The organism is Microbacterium sp., assembly GCF_044508325.1.
In the GTDB taxonomy this organism is placed as follows: domain Bacteria; phylum Actinomycetota; class Actinomycetes; order Actinomycetales; family Microbacteriaceae; genus Microbacterium.
Window position 1 is genome coordinate 1 of record NZ_JBIQHX010000026.1, and the last position, 15043, is coordinate 15043.

General features: G+C 71.7%; 11 protein-coding genes and 1 tRNA gene. 8 read left to right on the forward strand and 4 right to left on the reverse strand.

Translation table 11 applies throughout. The features are described 5' to 3' along the window. Positions 1–45: 45 nt before the first annotated feature. Positions 46–516, reverse strand: a complete 471-nt coding sequence (locus ACIWQI_RS14550; protein WP_396658475.1) for an HIT family protein — start codon at positions 514–516, stop codon at positions 46–48. A gap of 72 nt (positions 517–588) precedes the next feature. On the opposite strand from ACIWQI_RS14550, the gene fdh reads away from it, so the two are divergent. The 3 genes from fdh to nrfD are packed head-to-tail and all read left to right on the forward strand — an operon-like array spanning position 589 to position 5977. Then, positions 589–3912, forward strand: a complete 3324-nt coding sequence (gene fdh, locus ACIWQI_RS14555; RefSeq protein WP_396658476.1) for a formate dehydrogenase — start codon at positions 589–591, stop codon at positions 3910–3912. Then, positions 3909–4892, forward strand: coding sequence for a 4Fe-4S dicluster domain-containing protein (locus tag ACIWQI_RS14560; RefSeq protein ID WP_396658478.1), 984 nt, complete (start codon positions 3909–3911; stop codon positions 4890–4892). The genes fdh and ACIWQI_RS14560 overlap by 4 nt, the downstream gene beginning before the upstream one ends. Continuing rightward, a complete protein-coding gene (nrfD, locus tag ACIWQI_RS14565) occupies positions 4889–5977 on the forward strand; it encodes an NrfD/PsrC family molybdoenzyme membrane anchor subunit (protein ID WP_396658480.1) in 1089 nt (362 codons plus the stop codon). The genes ACIWQI_RS14560 and nrfD overlap by 4 nt, the downstream gene beginning before the upstream one ends. A gap of 5 nt (positions 5978–5982) precedes the next feature. On the opposite strand, the gene selD is transcribed toward nrfD, so the two are convergent. Then, complete coding sequence (selD, locus tag ACIWQI_RS14570) at positions 5983–6975, reverse strand: selenide, water dikinase SelD (protein ID WP_396658482.1); 993 nt, start codon at positions 6973–6975, stop codon at positions 5983–5985. A gap of 40 nt (positions 6976–7015) precedes the next feature. On the opposite strand from selD, the gene ACIWQI_RS14575 reads away from it, so the two are divergent. The 5 genes from ACIWQI_RS14575 to ACIWQI_RS14595 all read left to right on the forward strand — a co-directional run bounded on the left by ACIWQI_RS14575 (position 7016) and on the right by ACIWQI_RS14595 (position 12142). After that, positions 7016–7111 (forward strand) — tRNA-Sec (locus ACIWQI_RS14575). Between the two features lie 27 nt (positions 7112–7138). After that, complete coding sequence (selA, locus tag ACIWQI_RS14580) at positions 7139–8488, forward strand: L-seryl-tRNA(Sec) selenium transferase (RefSeq protein ID WP_396658484.1); 1350 nt, start codon at positions 7139–7141, stop codon at positions 8486–8488. A gap of 1 nt (position 8489) precedes the next feature. Next, positions 8490–10304 carry a SelB C-terminal domain-containing protein gene (locus ACIWQI_RS14585; RefSeq protein WP_396658485.1) on the forward strand — a complete coding sequence of 605 codons (1815 nt, stop codon included), beginning with the start codon at positions 8490–8492 and terminating at the stop codon, positions 10302–10304. A gap of 31 nt (positions 10305–10335) precedes the next feature. Further along, positions 10336–11475 (forward strand): pyridoxal-phosphate dependent enzyme, encoded by a 1140-nt coding sequence (locus ACIWQI_RS14590; RefSeq protein ID WP_396658487.1) that lies wholly within the window; start codon positions 10336–10338, stop codon positions 11473–11475. A 106-nt stretch (positions 11476–11581) separates the two neighbouring features. Further along, positions 11582–12142 carry a DUF308 domain-containing protein gene (locus tag ACIWQI_RS14595; RefSeq protein ID WP_396658488.1) on the forward strand — a complete coding sequence of 187 codons (561 nt, stop codon included), beginning with the start codon at positions 11582–11584 and terminating at the stop codon, positions 12140–12142. Between the two features lie 56 nt (positions 12143–12198). Here ACIWQI_RS14595 and ACIWQI_RS14600 read toward each other — a convergent pair whose 3' ends face one another. Both ACIWQI_RS14600 and ACIWQI_RS14605 read right to left on the reverse strand, forming a co-directional pair. Then, positions 12199–14193: a S9 family peptidase gene (locus ACIWQI_RS14600; RefSeq protein ID WP_396658490.1), complete on the reverse strand. Its 1995-nt coding sequence runs from the start codon at positions 14191–14193 to the stop codon at positions 12199–12201. 4 nt (positions 14194–14197) lie between these two features. Then, entirely contained in the window at positions 14198–14971 is a 774-nt protein-coding gene (locus ACIWQI_RS14605) for an SDR family oxidoreductase (RefSeq protein ID WP_396658492.1), read from the reverse strand. Positions 14972–15043: the final 72 nt, after the last annotated feature.

Here is a 15043-nt window from a genome sequence, read left to right on the forward strand (position 1 = left end):
TGACATAATGTGCATTATCGGCGTTAAGCCCACTCGGCGAAGAGCTCATGGATGCCGGGTGATCGAGTCCTTCGCGAGAGCGGCCGCCAGCACCCTCGCGCGCTCGGCGATCGCGTCCGCGTCGGCGGGCATCCCCGGCTCGAAGGGCAGCTCGAGCCGGTCCTTGCTCTTGTCCCGATAGCGCGGGATGACATGCAGATGGAAGTGGAACACCGTCTGCCACGCTTCAGCGCCGCTGCAGTTGAGCAGGTTGACCCCGTCAGCGCCCAGTGCGGAGAGCACGACCTCGGCGATCCGCTGCGCGGTCAGCGTGGTCGCGACCAGATCGTCGGCGGAGATCTCCACGAGGCCCGCGCTGTGCCGCTTCGGAATCACCAGCAGATGGCCGTCCGAGCCGGGATCGATGTCCATGAAGGCGAGCGTGTCGGCATCCTCCGCCACTTTCGCGCACGAAACCGTTCCCGCGACGATCCCGCAGAACACGCATCCGGCGGTCGAATCAGCCTCCTCGATCACAGCGGCCATGCTAGCGGCCGGCTTCGGCGCGCAGGATCGCGGTGGGCGCGGATAAGGGCTATGGTCGGGCACATGGCACGGTTCAGCCCGCTGGAGTGGCCGGTCTTCCGGCAGTTCACCTCGGCAGACGGATTCGGTCGCGGCGAGGCGGTGACCTCGCGCAAGACCCGTGAGATCGCTCCCCGCACCTCCACCGCGGATCGCGTCGTGCAGAGCGTCTGCCCCTACTGCGCGGTGGGATGCGGCCAGCGCGTGTTCGTCAAGGACGAGCGGGTCGTCCAGATCGAGGGTGACCCCGACTCGCCGATCTCCCGCGGCCGGCTGTGCCCGAAGGGCGCCGCCAGCGAGCAGCTCGTCAACGCCCCGGGCCGGCAGACCGAGATCCTCTATCGCGCCCCCTACGCGACCGACTGGCAGAAGCTGACCCTCGACTCCGCGATCGACATGATCGCCGACCGCTTCATCGAGGCCCGCCGGCACTGGTGGCAGGACACCGACGAGCACGGTCGGCCGCTGCGTCGCACCATGGGCGTCGCGGCCCTGGGCGGCGCGACGCTCGACAATGAGGAGAACTACCTCATCAAGAAGCTGTTCACCGCCGCCGGCGCGATACAGATAGAGAATCAGGCGCGCATCTGACACTCCGCCACCGTTCCCAGTCTGGGAACATCGTTCGGGCGAGGCGGAGCCACGCAGACCCTGCAGGACCTGGCGAACGCCGACTGCATCGTCATCCAAGGCTCCAACATGGCCGAGTGCCACCCGGTGGGCTACCAGTGGGTCACCGAGGCCAAGGCGCGCGGAGCGCGAGTCATCCACATCGATCCCCGCTTCACCCGCACCTCCGCGGTCGCCGACAAGCACATCCCGATCCGCGCCGGTTCGGACATCGCGCTGCTGGGCGCTCTCATCAACCACGTTCTCAGCAACGACCTCTGGTTCACCGAGTACGTGCTCGCCTACACCAACGCCGCCACGATCGTCCGCGAGGAGTTCCGCGACACCGAAGACCTCGACGGCCTGTTCTCCGGGTACGACCCCGATACCGGCACCTACGACCCGGCCACCTGGGCCTATCGTCGGGGGTCGACCACTCCCCTCGGCGACGGCGCGGAAAGCCTGCAGGAGTCGCGCGGCATGGGCGACCAGTACGGGCAGGGCGGCCCGTCGGTGTCGCCCCCCATCCTCACCGACGAGACGCTCCAGCACCCGTACACCGTGTTCCAGATCCTCAAGCGCCACTTCTCGCGCTACACGCCCGAGCTCGTCCGCGACACCTGCGGCATCTCCGAAGCCGACTTCGCGTATCTCGCCCGCTCGGTCACGGAGAACTCCGGCCGGGAGCGCACGACGTGCTTCGCGTACGCCGTCGGGTGGACCCAGCACACGATGGGCGCGCAGTTCATCCGCACCGCAGCCATCCTGCAGCTGCTCCTGGGCAACATGGGGCGCCCGGGCGGAGGCATCATGGCTCTGCGCGGCCACGCCAGCATCCAGGGCTCCACCGACATCCCGACCCTGTTCAACCTGCTGCCGGGCTATCTGCCGATGCCCACGGTCGAGGCCGACACGCTCGAGGACTACCTCGGGGGCATCGCCGCCCCCGGCCAGAAGGGCTTCTGGGCGCACGCCGACGCCTACACGGTGAGCCTGCTCAAAGCGTGGTGGGGTGACGCCGCCCGCGAGGACAACGACTGGGCGTACGACTATCTGCCCCGTCTCAACGGCCCGCACGGCACCTACCAGACGGTCGCACGGATGCTCGACGACAAGGTCGACGGGTACTTCGTCTTCGGCCAGAACCCCGCGGTCGGATCCGCGCACGGGCGGATGCAGCGGATGGGCATGTCGCGCCTGAAGTGGCTGGTGGTGCGGGACTTCAGCCTGATCGAGTCGGCGACCTGGTGGAGGGACGGCCCCGAGATCGAGACCGGTGAGCTGCGCACCGAGGAGATCGCCACCGAGGTGTTCTTCCTGCCGGCCGCGAATCACGTCGAGAAGTCGGGATCGTTCACCCAGACCCAGCGCATGCTGCAGTGGCGCCATCAGGCGGTGCAGCCTCCGGGCGACTGCCAGAGCGAGCTCGACTTCTTCTACGCACTCGGCGCGCGCATCCGTGAGAAGCTCGCCGACTCGGACGACCCTCGCGACCGGCCGCTGCTCGACCTGACGTGGGACTACCCGCTGGACGAGCACGGCGGTGTCGATGCGGAGGCGGTCCTGGCCGAGATCAACGGGCGCTTCCTCACCGGCGACAAGGCCGGCCGTCCCCTGTCCGCGTTCACCGAGATGCGCGCGGACGGGTCGACCGACGGCGGGTGCTGGATCTACACGGGCGTCTACGCGGACGGTGTGAACCGCGCGGCGCAGCGCCCGCCCCGCGCCGAGCAGGCGCCGGTCAATCCGGACTGGGCATGGGTGTGGCCGGCGAACCGGCGCATCCTCTACAACCGCGCCTCCGCAGACCCGCACGGGCGTCCGTGGAGCGAGCGCAAGAAGTACGTCTGGTGGGACGAGTCCTCCGGCCGCTGGGTGGGCGACGACGTGCCCGACTTCCCGGTCACCCTCTCCCCCGACACCCGCCCGGGACCGGAGGCGAGCGGGCCTGCCGCTCTCTCCGGCATCGACCCGTTCATCATGCAGTCCGACGGCAAAGGCTGGCTGTATGCCCCGAAAGGCATGGTCGACGGACCGCTGCCTGCGCATTACGAGCCGCAGGAGTCGCCGGTCCGCAATCCGGTCTACAGCCAGCAGCGCTCCCCCACCCGGGTCACCATCGGCCGGCCCTACAACCTCAGCGCACCCAGCGACCAGGAGCGGGGCGCCGACGTGTATCCGCACATGTTCACCACCTATCGCCTCACCGAGCACCACACCGCGGGCGGCATGAGCCGATGGCTGCCGTACCTGGCCGAACTGCAGCCGGAGATGTTCTGCGAGGTCTCCCCCGAGCTCGCCGAAGAGGCGAGGCTCGAGCCGTACGGCTGGGCGACGATCATCTCGCCGCGCGCCGCGATCGAGGCGAAGGTGCTCGTCACGGACCGCGTGCGGCCGCTGCGCGTGGACGGGAGGACGGTGCATCAGATCGGTCTGCCGTATCACTGGGGCGTCGGAGGCGACGCCGTCGTCACCGGTGACGCCGCGAACGACCTGCTGGGCGTCGTGATGGACCCCAACGTGCTGATCCAGGAGTCCAAGGCGGGGTCGTGCGCGATCATCCCCGGTCGGAGGCCGCGCGGACAGGCGCTGCTGGACCTGGTGGCCGATTATCAGCGCCGGGCCGGGGTTACGGTGGAGACCGGGCTGCGGCCGGCCGACGCCCGCCGCGCAGGGGCGATCCGGACGGCGGACCCCGAAGACATCTGGGCACCCGCCGAGGAAGGAGGGGGCGCATGAGCCTCACCGAGTCGCACGAGCACCTCACTCGCGACGGCCGGGAGCGGAAGGGCTTCTTCACGGACACGTCGATCTGCATCGGCTGCAAGGCATGCGAGGTGGCCTGCAAGGAGTGGAACCACATCCCCACGGACTCCGATTGGGAGCTGCGGGACTCCTCCTACGACAACACCGGCGAGCTCGGCGCCGACACATGGCGACACGTGGCGTTCATCGAGCAGGGCAGTGAGCAGATCGAGCGGGCGCGCGAGAGCGGCCGGCGGCTGGTCAGCCTGGGCATGCCCACCATCGGCCCGCCGCAGGCCCGTGCGGCCGCGGACGGCGAGGCCGACCTGTCGGGCGTGGACACCACTCCCCCGGACACCCCCGACTTCCGCTGGCTCATGTCGTCGGATGTCTGCAAGCACTGCACGAACGCGGGATGCCTGGACGTCTGCCCGACGGGAGCCCTGTTCCGCACCGAGTTCGGGACGGTCGTGGTGCAGGAGGACATCTGCAACGGCTGCGGCACGTGCGTCGCGGGCTGCCCGTTCGGCGTCATCGAGCGCCGCAGCGACGGGATCGCCGCTCCCAAGACCGATCGGGACCTGCCGACCCCGAACGTCGGCGTCGCGCAGAAGTGCACCCTGTGCTACGACCGGCTCACCGACGGGCAGACGCCCGCGTGCGCACAGGCGTGCCCGACCACCTCGATCAGGTTCGGCAGCCATGAGGAGCTCGCCAAGATCGCCCGCGCGCGCGTGCGCGAGCTCCACAAGCAGGGCCTCACCGAGGCCCGCCTGTACGGCGCCAACCCGCAGGACGGAGTCGGCGGGACCGGATCGATCTTCCTGCTGCTGGACGAGCCCGAGGTCTACGGACTGCCGCCGGATCCGAGGGTGCCCACCGCAGACCTGCCCCGCATGTACAAGCGCGCGGCCACCGCTGCGCTGGGGATGCTCGCCGCTGTCGCGATCGCCTTCCTCGGGGGACGTCGGTGACCACATCCGACTTCGACAGCTATCGCCCCCCGGAGCCGCCGCGGCGTGGCCCCAGGGGCCGACGGCGCCGCCGTGGCGGTCCCGGACGCACGGACGGCTCCCGCGAGATGCCGATGGTGCCCGAGGTCGATTTCACGACCTACTACGACCGCCCCGTCGTGAAGGCGCCGCCGTGGGAGGCGCCGATCGGCGTCTACCTGTTCCTGGGCGGGGTGGCCGGCGGCTCCTCGCTGCTGGCCGCAGGGGCCCAGTTCACCGGCAATGCGGTGCTCCGGCGCAACAGTCGCATCGCCGCGATCGCCGCGGCCGGGGCCGGGGCTCTCGCCCTCATCGCGGACCTCGGCCGGCCGGAGCGGTTCCTGAACATGTTCCGCACGTTCAAGGTCACCTCCCCGATGAGCGTCGGCTCGTGGATCCTCGCCGCGTTCAGTGCCGGCGCCGGGGTGGCCGCGGCCGGCGAAGTCGATCGCATGACGCGCCGGAGGCTTCCGCTCGGACCGCTGCGATCGCTGCTGAGAGTCGCCGAACCCGTCGGCGGCGTCGCTGCCGGCGCGCTGGCGGCACCGCTGGCGGCCTACACCGGCGTCCTCCTCGGCGACACGGCGAACCCGACCTGGAGCGCCGCGAGAGACGACCTGTCGTTCGTGTTCGTCGGGTCGGCGAGCATGGCTGCCGGGGGTCTCGGGCTCGTCACCACCCCGACCCGGCACGCCCGCCCCGCCCGGGCGCTGGCCGTCATCGGTGCGGCCGCCGAACTGGCGGCGGCGAAGGCGATGGAAGAGCGCATGGACCCGGTCGCGGCCGAGCCGCTGCGCCAGGGCCGACCCGGAGCGATGCTCGCCTGGAGCAAGGGCCTGGCGGCGCTGGGCGGCGTCGGGGCGCTGCTGGGCGGACGGAATCGGGTGATCGCCGCAGTGTCCGGCGTCGCGCTGCTCGTCGCGTCCGCGCTCACCCGCTTCGGCGTGCTGCACGCGGGGCTGGAGTCAGTCGAAGACCCGCGCTACACGATCGAGCCCCAGAAGCGGCGGCTCCAGGAGCGGCAGCGCCGGGGAATCACGCACGACTCGATCACCACCGCCGGCTGAACCGATCAGCGGATCCGGATGCCGGACCCGGCGGTCGTCTTCCCGATCACCGGGTAGCCGGGAACCTCGCCCACCACGAGCAGACCGCCCGAGGTCTGCGCGTCCGCCAGAAGCAGCAGGTCCTCCTTCGTGATCCCGGCATCGGGCTCCAGGTGCGGTCGCACCCACGACAGGTTGCGGCGCGTTCCGCCCGAGACGTAGCCGTCCTCGAGCGACTCGCGCACGCCGTCGAGGACCGGCACCGCACCGGCGTCGATCGTCGCGCCGACCCCCGAGGCCCGGCACAGCTTGAACAGGTGGCCGAGCAGGCCGAACCCGGTCACGTCGGTCGCCGCCCTGGCGCCGGCGGCCTTCGCCGCATCCGCCGCGTCCGCGTTGAGCTCGGTCATCACAGCCACGGCCTGCTCGAACACCTCCCCCGTGCGCTTGTGCCGGTTGTTGAGGATCCCGGTGCCGATCGGCTTGGTGAGCGTCAGCGGCAGCCCGGGCTGCGCCGCGTCGTTACGCAGCAGCTCGTCCGGACCGGCGACGCCGGTGACCGCCATCCCGTACTTGGGTTCCGGATCGTCGACCGTGTGCCCGCCGATCACCGGACAGCCCGCCTGGGTGGCGACATCCAGTCCGCCGCGCAGCACTTCGGTGAGCAGCTCCATCGGGAGGACCTCGCGGGGCCACCCGACCAGGTTGACTGCGACGATGGGACGCCCGCCCATCGCATAGATGTCGGACAGCGCGTTGGCGGCGGCGATCCGGCCCCAGTCGTAGGGGTCGTCGACCACCGGCGTGAAGAAGTCCGCGGTGGCGAGTACGGCCAGATCGTCCCGCACGAGCACGGCGGCGGCATCGTCGCCGTCGTCCAGCCCGACCAGGACCCCCGGAGCCGCCTGACCGACCAGCCCTCGGACCGCGTCCTCGAGCTCGCCCGGAGGGATCTTGCAGGCGCATCCCCCGCCGTGGGCGTACCCCGTGAGCCGAGTCGTCCGCTGCTGCATGACCATGCCCCGAGGGTACCCCGGCAGAAGAGTGTAGGTTCGAGGCGGAGGCGTCTGGGTTCCTGGTGGGCCCCCCGGTCTTCAAAACCGGTGAGGCCGAGCATCTCGGTCTGGCGGGTTCGATTCCCGTCCGCCTCCGCCAGCGGGCGGGTGCACAGCGGGGGGCGTGATGAACGACGACGATCAGCGGCGCCGCGTTCCCGGCACCGACACGCTGCTCGCCCTCCCCGCCGTCATCCGCGCCCGGGAACGGCTGAGCGACGCCGCGGTCCGCGCGATCATCAGCGCAGCGCAGTCCGCGGCGCGAGACGGCGATCTCGCCGTCGACGACGTCGAGCGCGCCGTCGAAGAGGCGGTTCGGGAACGCCTGCCACTCACCCTGCGCCCGGTGCTGAACGCGACCGGCGTCGTGGTCCACACGAACCTCGGCCGGGCGCCCCTGTCGGCCGCTGCGCGCGCCGCGCTGGAGGCGGCGTCCGGCTACGTCGACGTCGAACTGGATCTGGAGACCGGACGGCGCAGTTCCCGCGGCTCGGCGGCCCGCGAGGCGCTCCTGGAAGCCTGCCCCGCCGCCGAGGACGCGCTCATCGTGAACAACGGCGCCGCCGCGCTCGTGCTCGCCGTCACCGCCTGCGGCCGCCCCCCGGGCGCGGACTCGCCGCCCGGCGAGATCGTCGTCAGCCGCGGCGAGCTCATCGAGATCGGCGCCGGATTCCGGCTGCCCGATCTGATGGAGTCCACCGGCGCACGGGTGCGAGAGGTCGGCACGACCAACCGCACCCATCTCGACGACTACGCACGAGCGATCACCGAGCGCACGCGATGCATCGTGAAGATCCATCCCAGCAACTTCCGGGTGCAGGGCTTCACATCGGACGTCGGGATCGCCGCACTGCGCACGCTCGCCGACGAGCACCGGCTGCCGCTCATCGTCGATCTGGGCAGCGGACTGCTGCGGCCGGACCCGCTCCTTCCTGACGAGCCGGACGTGGACGGTGCGCTGACAGCAGGCGCCGACCTGGTCATCGCCAGCGGCGACAAGCTGCTGGGCGGACCGCAGGCGGGCCTGGTGCTGGGCCGGCACGAGGCCGTCAGGTCGCTGGCGCGGCATCCGCTGGCGCGTGCGGTCCGCAGCGACAAGCTCACCCTGGCCGCGATCGAGGCGACTCTGCGCGGCGGCAGGACGCCCGTGCACGCCGCGCTCCACGTCGATCCTGTGCGGCTGCGGGGCCGTACAGAGCAGCTCGCCGCGCGGGTCGGCGCCGCCGTCGTGCCGCACGACGGGCGCGTGGGCGGCGGCGGCGGCGCCGGGGTTCCGCTCCCGGGCTGGGCGGTCGCCCTGCCCGAGGATGTCGCAGAGCCCCTCCGCCGGGGCGATCCGGCCGTCCTGGCACGGGTGCACGCCGGCAGGTGCCTGATCGACCTGCGCTGCGTTGCGGAGGAGGACGACGAGCGACTCGCCGTCGCGGTGCAGACGGCGAAGGAGGCCGCGGCGCGCGGGCCGGAGCGGGACGACTGACATGCACGTCATCGCGACGGCGGGTCATGTCGACCACGGCAAGTCGACTCTGGTCCGCACCCTCACCGGGATGGAGCCGGACCGGCTCGCCGAGGAGAAGCGGCGCGGCCTGACGATCGATCTCGGCTTCGTGTGGACGACGCTGCCTTCCGGACGCGGGGTCGCCTTCGTCGACGTGCCCGGTCATGAGCGATTCCTCGGAAACATGCTCGCCGGCGTCGGCCCCTCCCCCGCCGTGTGCTTCGTGGTGGCTGCCGATCAGGGCTGGCAGGCGCAGTCCAGCGATCATCGTGACGCGATCGCGGCGCTGGGCATCGAGCACGGGATCGTGGTGATCACCCGCGCCGACCTGGCCTCGCCGCGGCAACGCGCCGACACCGCCGCGCAGACGCGCGGACGCCTCGCCGGAACGCCTCTGGCGCACGCGCCGATCGTCACGGTCTCGGCATCGGAGCGCACGGGTCTGGAAGAGCTCGTGCGGCGGCTCGATGAGATGCTGAGCCGGATGGCGCCCCCCGACCCGGCGGCGCGGGTGCGGCTCTGGATCGACCGCTCGTTCACCCTGCGCGGCACGGGAACGGTCGTCACCGGGTCCCTCACGGCGGGAACGCTCCGACGCGGCGACCAGGTGGAGCTCGTCAGCGCCGACGGCCCCCGTGCCGTGAGCATCCGCGGACTGCACAGCCGGAACACGGCAGTCGAGATCGCCACCCCCGAGGCCCGCGTCGCCGTGAATGTGCGCGAGATCCCCGCCGACGCGATCCATCGCGGCGATGCGCTCGTCACCCCCGACGCCTGGCCTCTGGTCCAGACGGCCGATGTCCGCCGCACGATGGGCGACAGCTTCCGTGACGCACCGCAGCAGTTCGTCGCCCACGTCGGGACCGCGGCGATCCCGGCCCGTCTGCGCCCGTTCGGGGACGACCATGCGCGGCTGTCCCTGGCGCGGGGCGTTCCGCTGGAGGTGCGCGACCGACTCGTGCTGCGCAGTCCTGGCGGGCGCTCGGTGTTCGCCGGCGCGCTCGTCCTCGACGTCGACCCCCCACCGCTGCGCCGCCGCGGCGACGGCGCGCGCCGGGAGGCGGAACTGACCGGGCGCCCCGCCTCGGGCGATCCCGCAGCCGAGGTGGCCCGACGCGGCGCCGTGCGGCCCGAACAGCTGCGCCGCTTCGGCATCCGCCCGCTCGACACGGTTCCCGACGGCGTGGCGTCCGTGCACAGGGGCGGCACCTGGTGGGTGCATCCGCCCGCGCTGCACGAATGGGCGCGCGCACTGCGGGCGGCCGTCGAGCGGAAGCTGCGCGACGACCCGCTCGCCCCCGGACTGACCGAAGGAGCCGCGGACGGCATCCTCCGCCAGGCGGCGCCCCCGCTGCCGGATCCCGTCCTGCTCCCCCTCGTGGTGGATGCCGCGCGACTGGAGGCCCACCGCGGCGTGCTCCGGCCTCCCGGACACGGCACGGATCTGGGCGAGGCGGAGGCCGGCGTCGCCCACCTCGAGCAGCGGCTGCGCGCACACCCCTTCGCCGCACCCGAAGCGGGCGATCTCGCCGCCCTCCGACTCGGGACCCGTGAGCTCGCCGCCGCCGAGCGCGCGGGCCGGCTGCTGCGCCTGGACGCCGGGGTGGTTCTGCTCCCCCAGGCCCCGGCTCTTGCGATGCGGCACCTGGCCGCCCTCCCGCAGCCGTTCACCACCAGCCAGGCCCGGCAGGCGCTGGACACGACGCGTCGGGTCGCGATACCGCTGCTGGAGCATCTCGACGCCCGCGGCTGGACGCGCCGGGTGGACACGCTGCATCGCACCGTCGCGCGATGAGCAGCCGCCCGACGATCCATAGACTTCCGAGGTGGAGTACTACCAGGACCCGGTCGACGGCAGCACCTACCCGCTCGACGAGCCGCGGTGGCGATCGGATGCCGGGCGGCCGCTGTGGATCGCGCCCGGCAGCGGGCTCGGCCGCGAGGACATCGACGCGTCCGTCCGCTCCATCTGGCGGTATCGGGCGGCGCTGCCGGTCGAGGTGGACGCACCGATCTCGCTCGGAGAAGGCCTGACGCCGCTGCTGGAGGGATCGTGGCCGGGCGGTGGCCGGCCGCTCTTCAAGGCGGAATGGCTCAATCCGACCGGCAGCTTCAAAGACCGCGGCACCTCGGCGATGCTGTCGTACCTGCGTGCCCACGGCGTCGCGGCCGTCCTCGAGGACAGCTCCGGCAACGGCGGATCGTCGGTCGCCGGCTACGGCGCCGCAGGAGGGCTGCGTGTGAAGATCTTCGCGCCGGAGTCGACGTCGCCGGCGAAGATCGCCCAGGTGCTCGCCTACGGCGCCGAGGTGCAGCTGGTCCCGGGGCCACGGGACGCGTCGCAGCACGCCGCCATCCGCGAAGCCGAGGGCCCGGCCTTCTACGCGAGCCACAACTGGCAGGCCTTCTTCCTCCAGGGCACGAAGACGCTCGCCTACGAGCTCTGGGAGGACCTCGGGTTCCGTGCACCCGATCACATCATCGTCCCGGTCGGCGCGGGCAGCAGCCTCCTGGGCTGCTGGATCGGGTTCCGCGAGCTGCTGCACGCCGGGCAGATCGAGCGGATGCCTCGGCTGCACGCCGCGCAGCCGCTCCACTGCTCCCCGGTCGACGCCAGTTTCACAGCCGGCGTCGACACGCCGGTCGATCGCCCCGTCTCGGCGACCGTGGCCGAGGGCACCGCGATCGCCCGCCCGCTGCGCCTGCGGCAGATCATCGCGGCGCTGCGGGACACAGCCGGCACGACGACCGCGGTGCCCGAGGACGCGATCGTCGACGCGCTGCGGACCCTGTGCGCCCAGGGGCTGTTCGTCGAGCCGACCAGCGCCACCGCCGCCGCCGCGTACGCCGCCCGCGTGGGCGACGGCACGATCGGTGCCTCGGAGACCGCGGTGGTGGTGCTGACCGGCGCAGGGCTGAAGGCGGCCTCAACCGTGCGCGATCTCGTCCAGAGCCCACGTGCGTGACGGGCAGGTTCTCGCGAACATGTGCGGCGCGGTTCCTATGCCACAGCGCCGCGCGGCGCTAGCCTGAGACACACCACTCACAGGTTTCTCCCAGAAAGGAAACCACATGACCAGTGAAACCGCAGCGGAGAAGGGCGCCGTCAACGGCGTACGGACCGCACTCGGGCTCGGCGGACTGCTCGCCCTCATCGCCGGTGTGATCATCATCTGGCAGCCAGCCGGCGCCGCATTCTTCGTCACCGCGGTCCTCGCGATCTACGCGATCGCCGCCGGCTTGGTCTACGCCGGTCTCGGGATCTTCTCGAAGTCGATGGGCGGCTGGGCACGGGTCGGGCACATCGTGCTCGGCATCATCTTCATCATCGCGGGCATCATCGCGTTCATGAACCTGCAGTCGACCACGGCGTGGCTCGCGGTGATCGTGGCGATCATGGTGGGAATCGCGTGGATCGTCGAGGGCATCGTCTCCCTGACCACCCTCGGCGACGCCGCCTCCAAGGGATGGACGATCTTCTTCGCGATCATCAGCATCATCGCGGGTCTCTACCTGGTGTTCTCGCCGTTCTGGTCGGCGGTGGCGCTGTGGCTGATCCTGGGCATCGCGCTCATCGTGATCGGGATCATCAACATCGTGCGCGCCTTCACGTTCAAGGGCGGCACGGTCTGAGTGAGCCATGAGAGGGGGAAGGGCCCGGGAGAGATCCCGGGCCCTTGCCCATCTCATCACGCGGTCGCGGGGAGCCTCCGCTGCCACCAGTCCAGGATCGCCCGGAACCGCTCGACGCGGTGGCGTGGCCGACCGCCCCGGGTGAGCTCGTGATCCTCCCCCGGGAAGACGAGCAGCTCGGCATCGACGCCGTTGCGCTTCAGTGCCAGGTAGTAGCGGGTCGCCTGCTCCAGCGGGCAGCGGAAGTCGAGTTCGGAGTGCACGACGAACGTCGGCGTGCGCACCTGGCCGACGACGGCCATCGGACTCTGCGCGGCGATCGCGGTCGGATCGGTGCCGACATACTCGTCGCCGAAGAACGAGCCGATGTCGCTCGTGCCCTGGAAGCTCACCGGATCGAGGAATCCGCGCTCCACGATGGCCCCCGCGAACCGGTGATCGTGGGCGATCACCCATGCCGTCAGGTAGCCGCCGTAGGATCCGCCCTGCACTCCGACGCGCGAGCCGTCCAGCGCGGGGTCGGCGGCGATCGCACCCTCGAGGAAGTCCACGACGTCGTGGAAGTCGACGGTCCCCATGCGCTGCCGGATGGTGCGGCCGTGCTCGCGACCGTACCCGGCCGATCCGCGCGGATTGCAGTAGACCACCGCGTAGCCCGCGTCGACGAGCACCTGCGTCTCGTCGAAGACGTGCACGCCGTACGCGGCGTAGGGTCCGCCGTGGATCTGCAGGATCACCGGGAACGGTCCGTCGCCGGCGGGTCGGGCGATCCACCCGTGCACCGGGTGACCGTCGCGTCCGGTGACCGTCAGCTCGCGCGGGGCGACGATTCCGGCCGCACGCAGCGTCTCGCCGAACGCGGTCAGCACCCGGCGGCGGCCGCCCCCCTCGACGAGCACGAGCTCGCCGAACGAGTCGGGTGCGGCCAGTGCCGCCACCGTGCGCCCGGCCGAGGTCGCATGACCGACCACCTCCACGTCGCCGCCGAGCACTTCCGTGACGCCGCCGCTGCGTGACACACGCAGCAGGCGCACCCGACCGCGCGTGCGGTCCTGGACGAGGAAGTCGTCCCCGTCGTCGTCGAGGTGGCTGCCCACTTCGCCGAGATCGATCGTCTCGGCGTCGGTGAGCCGACGCGGTCCGCCCGGTTCGACCACCCAGAGCGCCACCCCCGGCGCCACGAAGTCGATCCCGTGCTCCCCCGCATCGAAGGCGAGCAGCGCGAGCGTGCCGTCCGCGGCGACGTGCAGGCCCGACACCGACAGGCGCGCCTCACGGCCCAGCAGCTCACGCTCGCCCGAGCCGTCCACCGTGACCGCCACCACCCGGGTGCGCAGGTCGCGGCGCTCTGACTCGATCTCGTCCACCGCCGCGATCACCTCCGTCCCGTCGGCGCTGAAGACGATGCCCGCGTACGATGCCGGGCCGTCCGTCAGCTGCCGCGGCTCGGCGGGGATGACCGTCCGCTCCGGCAGCTCGGCGCCTTCGGGGTGCACGGCGGGCGCGGGCTCGTAGCAGGGCTCTGCACCGGGATCGGGCGCCTCGACGACGAACAGCTGCGCAGGTCGGTCGGCGAGGTATCCGAGCCCGTTCGCGTGCCAGCGGATGCCGGTGATGTGCCGCGGCGCCTCGGCCGAGGCATCCAGGCCCTCCACCGTGCCGTAACGACCCTTCTCGGGGATCCGCGCGACGAACGCGAGCGATCGTCCGTCGGGCGCCCATGCGAACTCGCTCACCCCGAGCGGGGCGTCGGTGGCCTGGACCGGCTCGCCTCCCCCGGCGTCCATCACGAACAGCTGCGGCCTGTCCTTCGCATCTGCGCGCAGGAACCCGATGCGGCCCCCGTCCGGCGACAGCCGCGGAGCCGCGTCGGCGACGCCCCGGGTGATCCGCCGCGGCGCGGCGTCCGGCAGGTCGACACGCCACAGCTGTCCGACGCCTCGGTTCGCAGTCAGGTCCGGGCGGGACGTCGCGAACACCGCGAACGATCCGTCCGGCGCGATCTCGGGCCGGCCCACCGACACGAGCTTGTCGATGTCCTCCGCGCGCACCCGCTCACTCCCCCGCGAACGAGCCGGTGTCGCCCACGAGCCGGGTGTGGTCCGGTGGGACGGGATCCACGGCCGCACGCGCGACCTCGGCGGCGAACTCCGCCACGTTGTACAGGCGCCCGGCAGACTCGCGCCGCGAGGCGATCGCGCCGGGGTTCGCCCGCTCAAGCAGCGTGGCCGTGATCGTGCCTTCGATCATGTCGCCCGAGACGACGACGAAGCCGACCCCCCGTGACTCCAGTTCGGGGATGAGATCGCGCAGGGCATCCTCCCCGGCGCGCTTGGACAGTGCGACCGGCTCGTACTCGGGCATGGTCGGGGTCGTGCGGATGAAGTGGGCCTGATGGCTCGTGACGAACACGACCCTGGCCCCGTCGCGCAGGATGGGCAGCGCGGCGCGCAGCACGGTCACCTGGGCGTCGCGGTTGAGGCTCAGCGCGTAATCCTCCGCCATGCCCGCCTCCATGCCGCCGGACGCGTTGAGGACGAGGATGTCGAGCCCGCCGTACGCGCGCTGGACCGCATCCATCATCTCGGCGACCGCATCCTTGTCGGTGAGGTCGGCACCGACCACGAGCGCCTGCGCGCCGAGCTCCCGCAGCTGTGCGGCGAGCTTCTCGGCCCGGGGTGCCTTGTTGCGGAAGTTGATGACGACGTCCGCTCCCGCCTCGGCGAAGTACCGCACCGTGTCGGCGCCGATGCCGCGCGACGAGCCGGTGACGAGCGCGGATCTGCCGGCCAGGACGCCGGCGGGAAGAGCAGAAGGGGTCTCGGTCACGGCATCGACACTATCAAGCGCACCCAGGCGACGAGTCGGTCACAACCTCGTCTGCAGACCCCGCCTGCGTGT

What these genes read in the sequence shown, in the direction of transcription:
- ACIWQI_RS14585 (WP_396658485.1), top strand. Translation starts at nt 8,490, where the DNA reads ATGCACGTCATCGCGACGGCGGGTCATGTCGACCACGGCAAGTCGACT.
- selA (WP_396658484.1), top strand. Translation starts at nt 7,139, where the DNA reads ATGAACGACGACGATCAGCGGCGCCGCGTTCCCGGCACCGACACGCTG.
- ACIWQI_RS14595 (WP_396658488.1), top strand. Translation starts at nt 11,582, where the DNA reads ATGACCAGTGAAACCGCAGCGGAGAAGGGCGCCGTCAACGGCGTACGG.
- selD (WP_396658482.1), bottom strand. Translation starts at nt 6,975, where the DNA reads ATGGTCATGCAGCAGCGGACGACTCGGCTCACGGGGTACGCCCACGGC.
- ACIWQI_RS14560 (WP_396658478.1), top strand. Translation starts at nt 3,909, where the DNA reads ATGAGCCTCACCGAGTCGCACGAGCACCTCACTCGCGACGGCCGGGAG.